The organism is Agrobacterium vitis (assembly GCF_014926405.1).
In the GTDB taxonomy this organism is placed as follows: domain Bacteria; phylum Pseudomonadota; class Alphaproteobacteria; order Rhizobiales; family Rhizobiaceae; genus Allorhizobium; species Allorhizobium vitis_H.
The window spans coordinates 1,093,489-1,106,993 of sequence record NZ_JACXXJ020000003.1 but is presented as its reverse complement, the minus strand read 5'-3'; the positions used below and the strand labels follow the sequence as shown (position 1 = coordinate 1,106,993).

General features: G+C 54.8%; 9 protein-coding genes. 4 read left to right on the top strand and 5 right to left on the bottom strand.

Features of this window, described 5'->3' with window-relative positions:
* Positions 1-14: 14 nt before the first annotated feature.
* The gene (locus IEI95_RS06275) at positions 15-1,667 is read right to left on the bottom strand and encodes an ABC transporter substrate-binding protein (protein WP_156537896.1); all 1,653 of its coding nucleotides are present in this window, start codon (positions 1,665-1,667) and stop codon (positions 15-17) included.
* Positions 1,668-2,489: 822 nt separating this feature from the next.
* Between IEI95_RS06275 and IEI95_RS06270 the strand changes: the two genes are divergently transcribed.
* The 3 genes from IEI95_RS06270 (at position 2,490) to IEI95_RS06260 (ending at position 6,880) form a co-directional block, all read left to right on the top strand.
* On the top strand, positions 2,490-5,456 hold the full coding sequence (locus tag IEI95_RS06270; protein WP_194416162.1) for an autotransporter domain-containing protein: 2,967 nt from the start codon (positions 2,490-2,492) through the stop codon (positions 5,454-5,456).
* The gene (locus tag IEI95_RS06265) at positions 5,456-5,983 is read left to right on the top strand and encodes an invasion associated locus B family protein (protein ID WP_156537360.1); all 528 of its coding nucleotides are present in this window, start codon (positions 5,456-5,458) and stop codon (positions 5,981-5,983) included. The genes IEI95_RS06270 and IEI95_RS06265 overlap by 1 nt, the downstream gene beginning before the upstream one ends.
* Before the next feature lie 234 nt (positions 5,984-6,217).
* On the top strand, positions 6,218-6,880 hold the full coding sequence (locus tag IEI95_RS06260) for a response regulator transcription factor (RefSeq protein WP_156532026.1): 663 nt from the start codon (positions 6,218-6,220) through the stop codon (positions 6,878-6,880).
* Here the strand turns inward: IEI95_RS06260 and IEI95_RS06255 are convergent.
* Both IEI95_RS06255 and katG read right to left on the bottom strand, forming a co-directional pair.
* The gene (locus IEI95_RS06255; RefSeq protein ID WP_194416161.1) at positions 6,851-8,470 is read right to left on the bottom strand and encodes an ATP-binding response regulator; all 1,620 of its coding nucleotides are present in this window, start codon (positions 8,468-8,470) and stop codon (positions 6,851-6,853) included. The genes IEI95_RS06260 and IEI95_RS06255 overlap by 30 nt on opposite strands.
* A 468-nt stretch (positions 8,471-8,938) precedes the next feature.
* A complete protein-coding gene (gene katG, locus IEI95_RS06250; RefSeq protein WP_194416160.1) occupies positions 8,939-11,122 on the bottom strand; it encodes a catalase/peroxidase HPI in 2,184 nt (727 codons plus the stop codon).
* Between the two features lie 490 nt (positions 11,123-11,612).
* Between katG and IEI95_RS06245 the strand changes: the two genes are divergently transcribed.
* Positions 11,613-11,807, top strand: a complete 195-nt coding sequence (locus IEI95_RS06245) for a hypothetical protein (protein ID WP_156532029.1) — start codon at positions 11,613-11,615, stop codon at positions 11,805-11,807.
* Between the two features lie 164 nt (positions 11,808-11,971).
* Here the strand turns inward: IEI95_RS06245 and IEI95_RS06240 are convergent, their stop codons facing one another.
* Positions 11,972-12,451 (bottom strand): NanQ anomerase/TabA/YiaL family protein, encoded by a 480-nt coding sequence (locus tag IEI95_RS06240; protein ID WP_156532030.1) that lies wholly within the window; start codon positions 12,449-12,451, stop codon positions 11,972-11,974.
* An 88-nt stretch (positions 12,452-12,539) separates the two neighbouring features.
* A complete protein-coding gene (locus IEI95_RS06235) occupies positions 12,540-13,481 on the bottom strand; it encodes a Dap2 family DHDPS-related protein (protein ID WP_197435553.1) in 942 nt (313 codons plus the stop codon).
* Positions 13,482-13,505: the final 24 nt, after the last annotated feature.

Here is a 13,505-nt window from a genome sequence, read left to right as displayed (position 1 = left end):
CCTTACATTGCTGGTTATTGGCTGATTTTTGCGGTGTAGTAGCTGGCATAGGCAATGCCGTTATAGACTTCGCCTGAAAGCTTCGGGGACTGGACATAAATGCGCTGAACGATCTGGGTGCGAGGGATGAAATACCCTTGCTCGATGACGTATTTCTGTAGTTCGTTCAGCAGCGGATCACGCACCTCTAACGAAGGGGCACCTGCAATTCTATCGCGTAGCTCATTGATCTTCTGGTCGCTCTGGTCCAGCGCGAACCAGTTTTCGCCATTATTGGCATCGGTCAGAATGCTGGCCACGGTCCCGGCATCGATAAAGCTGCGGGTGACTTCATAGGCTGGTACGGCTGGGCCTGCGAACTTGACCTTTTCGGTGAAGGTCACCACGTCATAGGTGCGGATATTGACCTTCCAGCCGATCTTGCCGAGCTGTTGGGCAATGAGTTCGTCCACCGCCTTCGACGTGGCAAGATAGGGGTTGGAGTAAAGCGTCAGCAAAAGCGGCTTTCCATCCTTGGCGCGGATACCATCTGTGCCTTTCGTCCAGCCTGCGTCATCCAGCAGCTTTTCCGCCCTGGCGGAGTCGTAGGCCAAAAGTGTGCTCTGGTCGGTTGCGCCCGGCACGTTGCTCTGGATAAACGAGGTCGCCAGCTTCCAATCCGATGTATAGACCGTATCGATGATTTCCTGGCGATCGATGCCAGACTGAAGGGCTTGGCGCACCCTGACATCGTTATAGGGCTCGAGCTTGGTATTCACCGCCCAGCCATTGACGAAACCGAGATAGCGCGGCGTGGCAACGGTGAAGCCATCGTCCTTGAGCGACTTCAACTCCTGGGGCGAGGCATTATAGGCAATGTCGGCCTGCCCGGATTGAACCGCCGCAACCCGAAGCGATGGTTCGGAGACCAGTTTATAGGTGATGCTATCCAGAAATGCTGGTCCGGTATGGCCAACAGCTGCTGGTCCCCAATTGTAATCCTTGCGCTTCACCAGTTTGACGAAATCGCCTTCCTTCCAGGCTTCAACCACGTAAGGGCCGCTGCCAGAGGTCTTGCCGAGGTCAGCCTGCTGTGTCGCTGGCTGGGTGATGGTCTTGGGGGAAATCAGGATCGAGCCGTGATAGCCGAGGGTTGGAATGAAGCCGAGTGTCGGCTTTTTGAAGACGACTTTCACCGTGGAGGGATTAATCGCCTCTGCGTGATCGTAGGTCTTGGGAAAAAGGCCGATCGGGTTGATGCCTTCGCTCTTGCGGCCTGCATACCAGATGTCGAGATTTGCAACGACAGCAGCCGCATCAAGTGGCGTGCCATCGGAAAAGGTCACGCCCGTTTTAAGGTGAAGGGTGAACTCGGTGGCACCTTCATTCTGGTCCCAGCGCTCAGCAATCCACGGGCTCACTTTGCCATCGGCATCTACATAGACGAGCTTGTCGGCCACGTGGCCCCAGACATGCCCCTGAAAGCTGGAGATCGCGCTGTTGTTGGGTATCCAGGTATTGCCCAACGAGTCGATCAGGAACGTAATATCGCCGCCGTCTTTCGCATTGTCCGCGCTATGAGCGGGCTTCAAGCCAGTTGATGTGACAAGAGCGACAGAGAGGATTGCAGAACCGGCAAGCAGCAACCTGCGTCGGGAAACAGCCAGAGAATCGGAATGTTTGATCATGAATTAGGTCCTGGTCGGGTGGCGTCTTATGTCGGGACGGACGGACAGCCCCGTTTGCGGAGGTTATTTTGATTTTGAGCGCAAACAGGTGGCGCGCTTTGTCGCTGCGATGGTCACGGTGCGTTCCTGCCTTGATTGGTGAGAAGCTGTAACAACAAGCTAGACGAGCATGGAAATCAGGGAAAGATTTATCATTCTTAATCTATCGATTTTATAGATTTTAATTATTCAATTGATGCGCCTGTAGCTTGGTTTTTTTCCTCTCTCAATGTGGTGAAGAGAAATGAGGGCGCTCAATAAATCTCGTCACGCGCCTGCGATGACCAGTTTATCAATGCGTGGCCCAAGGCGTGCCGGGGTCTTTCAGGTTCGCTTTAAGGTCTAAAACCGACCCGTTCCCACCGGCTCCAAACTTCAAGAATACGGCTCTGACGCGGGAGCGAAGGTGGAGAGGTTGATCGCTCTGCGAAGTTCGATGTCGCGTATAGCACATCTGCACTAATGGCCTCGGTCCCGTTTCTGTGCTGAATGCGACATAGACATGTCGACAAATAATATGGGTAATATTGTTATTGTGGAAAACAATGTTGCTTGCAAATGTTCACTGGAATACGGGGCGACGTAATGAGCAAGACATCCAGCAAGAATTTTGGCGATACACTCTTAAAACATAAGAACATCTTTCCTAGTATCGTTAAATACCTCTCAAAATCCCTTGTTTTCCCATCTATTACTGTAACGGCTGTGGTTTCCTGTTCAGGCGTCAGTCTTGCTCAAGATGTCGTGCTTGATAGCGGTAACACGACCTGGACGAGTGATACGATGGTCGATGGTGATCTCTATGTCGGCTATAACAATAAAGACATTGGCCTGACGATCGCCAATGGCGCAAAAGTGTACAGCACAAATGGTTATGTAGGCTACCGGGTTGGTAGTTCAGGGACTGTCACTGTGAGCGGTCCCGGTTCTTCCTGGATCATTCCCAGGGTCAATTACGTCCTGGCAAATAATATTACGGTCAATCAAAACGGCACTCTCAATATCGAGAATGGCGGTACTGTTGATGCAAAATATTTTACGTTCGCGAGCACGTCGCAGCTGAATGTGACTGGAAGTGGCTCGACCTTGACTGCGGACCGCATTTCCAATTCCGGAACGGTCCTCATCGCGAATGGGGGCTCGATCAATGCGATCGACGCAGAGTTCAGTGGCCTCCCGGCGGACGGCACGGATAACAGCCTTGCAAATTTTGTTGTCCGCGGCGCTGGTTCGAAGGTGACGAGCACGGGAACTTTGACGGTTGGCGCCAATGCAAGCATCGAAGACGGCGGTGCTATCGTCGCCCAGGATGTTGGAATCGGCACAAGCGGTAGCTTTCAGAATTTCGTGGTCACAGGCGCCCAATCCCGCATGGATGTGAATGGGACTTTGACGGTCAATGGTGGGTATGCGCCTAACTCGAATATATCTATCGCCGATAGCGCCAACTTGAATGTCAAGAACGGCATCACAATGGCAACCGGCGGTCACCTGACCATTGGCGGCAAGATCGATCTGGGAAATCTGGCCCTTGGAGGCGAGCCCAAAGGCCAAGCCGCCGCTGCTGCCGGCTATATCAATCCTGACGCCGTTATTTCATTCGGTTCATCCGAGAGGGCATACCTGAATTTCAACCACACACAAACCGGCTATGTCTTTGCCAATGCATTGACCGGTGACGGAAACATCAAGTCCATGTCGGGCGAAACAATCCTGACGGGGGATCTCAGCAAGTTCGAGGCCACCGATAATCTCGGCGGAATCATTGTCGATGGTGGCAGTACATTGGTTCTGGCCAGCAATATGGGAACAGCCGTTACCAATTACGACAATGTCTTCGCATGGCAGACGAATATTGATGTCAAGAACGGCACCTTCAACGTCAAAGCCGACACGGGTGCTATCAGGAAGAACTTCCTTGGAAGCGAATATTTTTCATCGAATATCGATGTCTGGGGCGATCGGAATGCTGGTACGGCATTCGGACGGCTGATCGGGTCTGGAGCCGTCGGCAATGTCACGCTGGAAAAGGGTGCGCTGATTTCACCCGGAAATTCCGACAATGCCATCGGCACCTTCACGGTGAACGGCAACATTTCTTTCGGCGAAGGCTCGGCTTACGATGTCGATATTGCCGGAAATGGCACCAGCGACAAAATCGTCGTTCAAACCCTGAAGGCCTGGACCGGAACCGATGCCCAGAATAATCCGACCTATGTGGATAGCGCGGGTAAAACCTCAATCGCTAACAATGTATCCGTGCAGGTGACAGCTCTCGATGCTGCAACCAGCTACCAAAACGGCCAGACCTATACGATTCTGTCATCGGCTGGCGGTATCCAGGGGCAATTTGCCCAGGCGATTTCCAAATCGGCATTTCTGGATGTTGGTTTGGTACAGAAAACCAATGAAGTCGATCTGACCATTGCCGTCAAAAACACGACTCCACCGACACCAGAGCCGACACCTACTCCTGAACCAACCCCAACGCCCACCCCGGAACCGACACCAACTCCTACCCCGGAACCGACACCGGAGCCTACGCCAACGCCAACGCCAACGCCCGAGCCGACCCCAACGCCGACCCCTGGTCCATCCACCGGTCTGTTTGATCGGGTCGCCGAGACCCAAAATCAGCGCACCGTGGCTCTGGCTTTGAATACGTTGCAGCAAAGCGGTCAATCGCTTGCACTCTACAACAGCCTGCTGCCGTTGAGCGCGGACGAAGCGCGTCATGCCTTCGAAGCGCTTTCCGGCGAGGTCCACGCATCTGCCATGAATACGCTGGTCACCAGCAGCACGTTGCTGCGCAATTCGGTCAATGACCGGATGCGGGCATCGTTCAACACGGTGGGCGCACGTCCGACACCGGTCATGGCCTATGCGGAGGGTGATAGTAAGCTCGACACGGCTTACAAGGACATGCCGCTCTTTACGGCTTGGGGCCAGGGCTTCGGCACATGGAACAGCATTGATGGCAATGGCAATGCCGCGGATTTGAGTTCGTCCACCGGTGGTTTCGTGGCGGGTCTCGACGTTCCGGTCTCCGCCGATTGGAGAGTGGGTGCCGTTGGCGGCTATAGCCGGTCCAGCTTCGATGCCAATGACCGCTCATCCTTTGGCCATAGCGATAACTATCATCTCGGCATGTATGCCGGAGCGCAATATGGTGAATTGTCCTTCCGCTCAGGCCTTACCTATACCTGGCATCAGGTGTCGACCAATCGATCCGTGGCATTCTCCGGTTTCAACGACCATCTGAAGGCTGATTACGACGCTGGCAGCTTCCAGGCCTTTGGTGAACTCGGTTATCGCATCGATGTCAGCACCGTCGCTTTCGAGCCATTTGCCAACCTTACCCATGTCAATGTTCAGAGAGACGGCTTTAATGAGCGTGGTGGCATTGCGGCCTTGTCGAGCCCGAGCGACAGCCTGGACACGACACTGACGACCCTTGGCCTGCGTGCCTCTTCCGATTTCATGCTGGGCGGCTATATCGCAAAGGCCAGAGGCATGCTTGGTTGGCAGCACGCCTTCGGTGATACCGACCCAACCTCACGCCTGGCATTTGTCGGCAGCCAGAGTTACGTCGTCTCCGGCACGCCGCTGACCAAGGATGCGGCCGTTGTCGAACTCGGGCTCGATGTCGGGCTCAGCGATACCGCCACGATCGGCATTGGCTATTCCGGTGAATTCGGTAGCAATGAAACCTCAAACAGCATCAACGCAAAGCTGGATGTGCGTTTCTGATGAAGATCGCCAAAATTGTTGCGATCATGGTGGCCGCGAATGTTGCGTCCACCGTCGCTTTTTCACAAGACAGCAATGGTCGCCCCAATGCTCCGTCTTCGCTTTCCGAAACCTATGAGGACTGGACGGTTGCCTGCTCGAAGCGCAACGAAAGCCGTGTCTGCTCGACATTTCAACGACAGGTGCAGCAAAATGGCCAGCAGGTTCTTGGCATCGAACTCACGCCTGCCGCCGACAAGAGTATAAAGGGTTCGCTCGTTCTGCCTTTTGGGCTGGACCTGGATAAGGGGGTCGCATTTGCGATAGACGATACGCCGCCTGGCAAGTCCTCGCGGTTCTCGACATGCCTTCCCTCCGGCTGCCTCGTATCCCTGACATTTACAGATAAGGGGGCTAACGCATTGAAAAGTGGTAAATCGCTAAAACTCATTGCTTACGCATATGGTGGCGGTGCAGATGTTCCGTTCACGATTTCCTTGAAAGGTCTGGCAAGCGGGCTCGACAGGATCGCTGTCCTGTCGAAGTGAAGGTGTCGCATATGATACAAAGGACATGCCCGGCTGTTTTCATCCGACAGGAATGGACATTCAGCGATACGCGTTGTGTAATGCGAAGAGTCATTGAAAGCACACTTCGTATTCTCTTTGCGAATATCTCAAGTACCTGATGCATTTGAGATATTTGCAATGCCTTTAAGGCGAGGATGCGCAAGCATCTTCAAGCCCTGGTGTACATGGAGATGAAGCGGATCATAAATTTATATGACTGACGAATTCATTATTATCGCTGATGATCACCCGATATTCCGGGAGGGCATTTTCGCTTTGGTTCGGCAGCTTTTGCCGCATTCAAAAATTGCGTCCACCGATACTCTCGACGCCGCTCTCGAAATTGCAAGAGCCAACCCTTTCCCGCCCAGCATGTTCATCCTGGACCTGTTTTTTGAGGGAAACAATATCGTATCGAATTTGCGTGCGCTTCGCGAAGAGTTTCGCCTGGCGTCGATCGTCGTGGTCACTATGGCCAGCGACAAAGCTTTGGTCGATACTGTCATGAATGCCGGGATCAATGGGTTCATCAATAAAGCAGCCCTGCCGGATGAGATAAAGGAAATCCTGCGGGCGGTTCGCGAAGGTGACGTCGTTGTCCAGGTACCGGTCTCGACGAACGCCATTGCCAGTTATGCCAGCCCGACGCTAAGCCAGCGCCAGCTCGACGTTTTGCATCTCCTTGCCGAGGGCCGGACCAATAAGGAGATCGCCATCATTCTTGGTATTTCTCCTTTCACGGTTCGCATCCATGTCTCGGCTATTTTCCGCTCACTTGGCGTGGCGACCCGCGCCGGGGCCGTGACCAAGGGGATTGCCATGGGATTGGTGCCGACCTCTCCTGGCTCATCGGAACGGAACTCCGATTCCAGGTAGCAGGATTGCCGAGCGAAGCTCAGCAGGGCGAACGGGCTTCGAGAGGATCGGTATGTCACTGTCGGCGATATCCTCGATCACTCTTGAGGGAGCGTGTCCCGTCATCACCACCGCCGGGACTTTCCAACCGGCAAGCTGGCGAACCTTGGCGATACATTCCGTGCCTGTCATGCGTCCGCCAAGGTCAAAATCCGTTATCAGCAGATCGCAATGGTGCAGCACGGAGGGTATCGCTGTTTCTGCCTGAACCGTACAGCCCCATTTGCGCAGCAGGCTGGCTGTGGCAAGCAGCACGGCCTCATCGTCTTCAACGAGCAGCACGCGCACGCCATGAGCCGGATTGGTAGCGGATGGCGCTATCTGCTCCGCGCTCAAAACCTTCATGGGGACGGCAATCTTCAATCCCGATACGGAGATCGCCGTTCCCGCTCCGACGACCGACCGCAATGAGACCTGCAACCCCATGAGGGTGCCGAGGCGCTTGACGATTGCCAAGCCCAGGCCGACCCCGTCGACATCCTTGTCACCCCGCTCACGGACCTGATAAAACTCGTCGAATATGCGAAGATGATGCTCTGGCGCAATGCCTGGGCCCTGGTCATAGACCTGAATGGTCAGGCCGCCGCCACTGCGGCGGCAGCCGATCACGATTTTACGGCCCCCGGCATATTTAATCGCGTTGCTCAGGATATTTTGCAGAATCGTATTCAGCAGAGACCGATCAACCGCAACAAAACGCGTGCAATTGACGAGCCGTAGCTGTGACCCGGCTTTTTGTGCGGCCTCCATATTCTGATCGACAACCTCATTGAGGATATCGGCAATTGCCACCGTTTCCATCTGCGGGATCAGTTTGCCGCTGTCCAGGGTGGAAATATCGAGCAAGGATTTGAAGAGCCGTGACACGCTTTGCAGCGATCGATCGATATTGTCGACCATCGCCAGTTCTTCCTGTTTCAGCCCTGCGTCGCGCAGGCAAGCCGTAAACAGGCTGATGGCATGGATAGGCTGACGAAGGTCATGGCTTGCATGGGCAAGGAACCGCGATTTCGACAGATTTGCTTCCTGCTCGGCGGCATAGGCACTTTGAAGTCGCAGCAAGAATGCCAGTGTGTAGGACGGCGCGAGGATTGCCATCATTATGAATGTCAGCACGACATAAGGGTTCTGCTGCCAATAGACATTGAAATAAGTGGCGATTGCGAAAGAACTCAGCGCCAATGCCGTCGCTGGGAGCAAATGCCTGGGGCCGAAACGTAAGCCGCTGACAACCGTGTGCCAGACGACCAGCGCTGCGATCGGGAAAAGTGGCGCCCCGCCGACGGACATCGCAAACGTCGTGAACGTGTAGTCGAGCAGCGTCACGAGGGTTCGCCGCAGCATGTTGACGCCTGGCCGCAGAACGATCCACAGGAGCAGCAAGAAGGAGTAGGGGATGTAGATCGCAAACAGCCAATAGAAACTTTGCCCTTCTGGAGGCGTCACACCATTTGCAACCAGAGGCATGACATAGGCGGCGGTTATGAAAATAACGGCAATGCGCATGATTGCCTGCGCCCGCTCGGTATCGAATGAAGCATCGTTGCGCATGCCGAAAAGCCGAATAAAACCGTTGGATTTCAAATCATTTTTCCGTTTGGTTGACTCTGCAATATCCGCTTTGGTGTCGTCTCTTGCCCAACAGGCATGGCGCTATTCCTGTTTAACCCTTTGTGCAATCAGGATTCAATGGCGACTTAACCTGCTGCGTTGCTGTACCGCTAAAGTGTAGCTTATCGAGGATGGTGTGCCCGGTTTGCCAGTGCGTCTTCAAGCGCTGATGCTCAATTGCGGGTAACTGGAGAAAATTGCTGCAAACACCTTTCCGGCTCAGCAATACGCGTCCACTCGGCGCGGCAGTAAACGGTGCGCTTGGCTTTGAATGTGAGTGGGGATGCAAAAGGGGAGGGATGCGATAAGGCGCTGCATTTTTCAAAGGCGGCATTGCCGCGACGTCCGACAGGTCTGCCGGCAATCTGATGGGACGCGGCATCTGCCGCGTCCCATCGATGTCATCGATCAGACCAGATCGAAACGATCAGCGTTCATCACTTTCGTCCAGGCCGCAACGAAGTCTTTGACGAACTTTTCCTTGATATCCGACTGCGCATAGACTTCCGCCAAGGCGCGAAGCTGCGAGTGCGATCCGAAGATCAGATCCACGCGCGTCCCGGTCCAAAGCAGTTCGCCGCTCTTGCGATCTCGACCTTCATAGACGCCCTCCTGGCCTGCAACTGGCGCCCACTGCGTGCGCATGTCGAGCAGGTTGACGAAGAAATCATTCGTCAGCGTCTCGGGATTGCGGGTGAGGACACCATGTTCCGGCTGGCCAGCCTTCAACACGCGCAGACCACCGATGAGAACGGTCATTTCAGGTGCCGTCAGGGTCAGAAGCCGAGCACGGTCGACAAGTGCTTCTTCCGGCTTCATGAATTGATGCCCGCTCAGATAGTTGCGGAAAGCATCGGCGCGTGGTTTCAATGCATTGAAGGAGGCGACATCGGTCTGTTCCTGCGACGCATCTGTCCGGCCTGGGGTAAACGGAACGGTGACATCGTGACCGCCAGCCTTGGCTGCTTTCTCAACGCCTGCTGCACCGGCAAGCACGATCAGATCGGCGAGGGAAATCTTTTTACCCCCGGATTGCGCGGCATTAAATTCCTGCTGGATCCCTTCGAGAACGCCAAGGACCTTGGCAAGCTGCGCCGGGTGGTTGACGTCCCAGTCCTTCTGCGGAGCAAGACGGATGCGGGCGCCATTGGCACCGCCGCGCTTGTCGGAACCCCGGAAGGTCGAAGCCGATGCCCATGCCGTCGAAACCAGTTCCTGCACCGAAAGACCAGACGCCAGAACCTTGGCTTTCAGATCGGCCACATCCCTATCGTCGACAAGCGGATGATCGACGGGAGGAATGACATCCTGCCAGATGAGATCTTCTGAAGGCACTTCCGGACCGACATAACGAACCTTTGGCCCCATGTCGCGGTGGGTCAACTTAAACCAGGCGCGGGCGAAAGCATCAGCGAACTGATCGGGGTTTTCCAGGAAGCGGCGCGAGATCTTTTCGTAAGCCGGATCGAAACGCAGCGACAGGTCTGTCGTCAGCATGGTTGGAAGATGCTTCTTGGACGGATCATGGGCATCCGGGATGGAGGGTTCGGCGTTCTTGGCCTTCCACTGATGGGCGCCAGCCGGGCTTTTTGTCAGTTCCCATTCGAAGTTGAAGAGGTTTTCAAAGAAGAAATTGCTCCAACGGGTCGGGGTCTGCGTCCAGGTGACTTCCGGTCCCCCAGTGATCGTGTCGGCACCAAAGCCAGTGCCGAATTTGCTTTTCCAGCCGAGGCCCTGATCTTCGAGCGCGCCGCCTTCCGGCTCCGCTCCGATCAGGGATGGGTCGCCTGCGCCATGCGTTTTTCCGAACGTATGGCCGCCGGCGATCAATGCGACGGTTTCCTCGTCGTTCATTGCCATACGGCTAAACGTTTCGCGGATGTCACGGGCCGCAGCGATCGGATCCGGATTGCCATTGGGGCCTTCCGGGTTGACGTAGATAAGGCCCATCTGCACGGCGCCGAGCGGCTCGGATAGCTGGCGTTCGCCACTGTAGCGTTCATCGCCCAACCAGGTGCCTTCTGGACCCCAGAACAGTTCTTCCGGTTCCCATGTGTCGGCGCGTCCGCCAGCGAAACCGAAGGTCTTGAAGCCCATGGATTCCAGGGCGACATTGCCGGTCAGAACGAAAAGATCAGCCCAGGAAATCTTGTTGCCGTATTTCTGCTTGATCGGCCAGAGCAGACGGCGTGCCTTGTCCAGATTTGCATTGTCCGGCCAGCTGTTGAGCGGCGCAAAACGCTGCTGCCCGGCGCCTGCGCCGCCGCGGCCATCGGTGATGCGATAGGTGCCAGCACTATGCCATGCCATGCGGACGAAGAGGCCACCGTAATGGCCGAAGTCGGCTGGCCACCAATCCTGAGAATCGGTCATCAGCGCATGAAGATCGCTCTTCAGGGCTTCATAGTCGAGCTTCCTGAATTCTTCGGCATAATCGAAGTCAGGGCCCATTGGATCGGCGATTTTGTTCTTTTGGTGAAGGATCTGCACATCGAGCTGTTCAGGCCACCAATCGCGGTTGCCCCGACCCTTCGCGCCAGCTGGCCCGTGCGCAACCGGACATTTTCCACCAGTTTCAACCTTGGTATCCATAGGATTCTCCCTTGATATCCTCATACTTTATTCAATCAGGGGCATCTTCCGTCGACCATTCAATTTCGTAGTGTCGACAATGTGCTCTCGTATGACGGCTCGCCCGATTTTAACCGGGAAATGGCATAAAGGGCCTGACGGAAATTATCCCTAGCCTCTTCATAGAGGAGGTCGATGTTAAATTTAAGTTGGATTTATTGATAGGCACGATAAGCAAAACCTATCAGCGGCGTTATGTTAAAACTGCTCCATTCTTTTGCAACCAGCGTGATCAGAATTGGTTGTTCGTAGCGAGATGCGTTCGGCTGAAATTTCCGTTTGCCGCTTTCCACCCACCGCGTTATTGAGCACGACAGGGGGTATCGGGGGACTTCACACCTATGGACAGATAGCTTCCGCAAGACGGCATTCGGCAGGCTGCGGACAGCATGCGCCAGTAAGTTGGTTTGTGCACTGAATAAAACCAAATCGGTGCTAGAAATGACGAAAGATGATGAAAATGCTGTCACTCCCCGCCATTCTTGGTATCTCACTCGGCGCTGCTGGCTTTGCAGCTTTCAGCCGAAAGAACAAACCGTGGAGTGCTCTTAAAAGGATCGGCTATTTTATTGTGGTGGCGATTGGAATTTTGCTGGCCATGCTGGCTTTGAATTTTGGACTCTACTACTCCAATCGCGTTTCCTGATCCGGCAAGCAATTGGTAAGGCCGCTTTAATTAACCAGTAGAGCCTGTCTGGTTCAGCGCGAACCTGACAGGCGTCTAAGACGCTGTCGCACAAGCGGTGCCTTTGCGACGAAATTATAGCCTGCGCGCTATGGCTCTATCATCCGCTTGGATCATTGAAAAAGTTAATGAGACGCCAGCAGCCTGGCATCGACCTTGATGACTGCTTTGCGGATTGCCAAGGGGGCTCCGATCTCGCAGCAGGGACGGTGAAACTCTCCCGGGAAGAACACGATGAAATCGTCGGCATTAAGCTCCACAGAATACTCACTGGGTCGTGCGGGATAAAAGGCGATATCCTGCGTCTCCAGGCGGTCGTCAATCGGAACAAGGTGAGGGTCGGGAAAGGCCACGCCATAGGCTTCCCGTCCCTCAAGCAGGATCTGGATATCGATATAGCGGCGATGAGCCTCTGGCCGAAGCTGGTCCGCCGGTTTGGTCGACAGTTCCTGGATCAGCAGGAAAATGTCCTCGCCGTCGATCTCATGTCGTCCCGTGGGCAGGTTGGGCAGATCGAGAGCCGTGACGGCCTCTATGGCGCGGATGATACAGGCCGGCAAAGTGGCGCGGTAAAATTGCCAATGATGAAGAGAGCCGGTGATCATGGGAAATCTCCTGAAATAATAGGGAATGCGGGTCAGAACCGAGATCAGAACGCGTTTGGCGCTTCTGATCTCGATGACGGCTCTCGCCTCAGAGTTTGGCGATCCGATTGCGGAAATGCTCGGTACCGTCGATGATTTTATCCAGCACGGCATCCAGTGCCCAGAAGCGCTCCCGAATGTCATAATCGATCACCCGGCAGCGAATGCTGTCAAAGGTGCCAATCCGCTGGTGGTAAAGCTTGGCGAGTGCCGGATAGCCGAGACCTTCCGAAACAGCCGACAGTACCAGGAAGGTGGCCAGCTCTTCAGCGAGCTGTGGATGCTTTTCACCCTCACGCCACAGCCAGTTGTAAAGATCGGGGTGGAAATTGGTGAAAACGCCGTTGAAGCCCGGCACGCCAGCCTTCATCGCATCCCAGGCAATGGCCGCATTGGCATTGAGGATTTTCAGCGGTGTGCCTTTGGTCAGTTCGAGGCGACGCTTGACCGTATCAAGATCACAGCTCACATCCTTGAGCATGATAAAACGACCGGTGTGGGCGCAATAGGTCAGTTCCTCATCGCTCAGCAAACGGCGATAAGGGGCTGGGCATTCGTAAAGACCAAGCGGCAGGTCCTCCGGCAGCACGGACAGCAGCTTATCCAGCGTTGCCTTGAAGACAGCTGTGCCTTCTTTCTTAGGGTCGAGATGGTTGGTCACGAGGATTAGCCCATCTGCACCAACCCGGCTCATGGCCTGCAATTCCTCAATCTGCTTGTCCAGATCGTCGCTGATATGGCCGGACACAACGACTGCAAGGCGACCCGCTGCCTTTTCCACCACGAAACGACCCAGCGCCATACGCTCATCCAGCGACAAGAACATCATCTCGCTGGACTGGCACACTGCGAACAAGGCCCCGGAGCCGTTGGCGACATACCATTCGATGAGGCGTTCCAGACCGGGGTAATCGATCTGCCCATCCTCAAGAAAAGGCGTGAGCATGACGGGAATAATGCCTTGGATAGATTGAGCTTTGCTGGTCATCATCAATGTCCGTTATTGGATTTCGAA

What these genes read in the sequence shown, in the direction of transcription:
- katG (WP_194416160.1), bottom strand. Translation starts at nt 11,122, where the DNA reads ATGGATACCAAGGTTGAAACTGGTGGAAAATGTCCGGTTGCGCACGGG.
- IEI95_RS06235 (WP_197435553.1), bottom strand. Translation starts at nt 13,481, where the DNA reads ATGATGACCAGCAAAGCTCAATCTATCCAAGGCATTATTCCCGTCATG.
- IEI95_RS06275 (WP_156537896.1), bottom strand. Translation starts at nt 1,667, where the DNA reads ATGATCAAACATTCCGATTCTCTGGCTGTTTCCCGACGCAGGTTGCTG.
- IEI95_RS06255 (WP_194416161.1), bottom strand. Translation starts at nt 8,470, where the DNA reads ATGCGCAACGATGCTTCATTCGATACCGAGCGGGCGCAGGCAATCATG.
- IEI95_RS06265 (WP_156537360.1), top strand. Translation starts at nt 5,456, where the DNA reads ATGAAGATCGCCAAAATTGTTGCGATCATGGTGGCCGCGAATGTTGCG.
- IEI95_RS06270 (WP_194416162.1), top strand. Translation starts at nt 2,490, where the DNA reads ATGGTCGATGGTGATCTCTATGTCGGCTATAACAATAAAGACATTGGC.
- IEI95_RS06245 (WP_156532029.1), top strand. Translation starts at nt 11,613, where the DNA reads ATGATGAAAATGCTGTCACTCCCCGCCATTCTTGGTATCTCACTCGGC.
- IEI95_RS06260 (WP_156532026.1), top strand. Translation starts at nt 6,218, where the DNA reads ATGACTGACGAATTCATTATTATCGCTGATGATCACCCGATATTCCGG.
- IEI95_RS06240 (WP_156532030.1), bottom strand. Translation starts at nt 12,451, where the DNA reads ATGATCACCGGCTCTCTTCATCATTGGCAATTTTACCGCGCCACTTTG.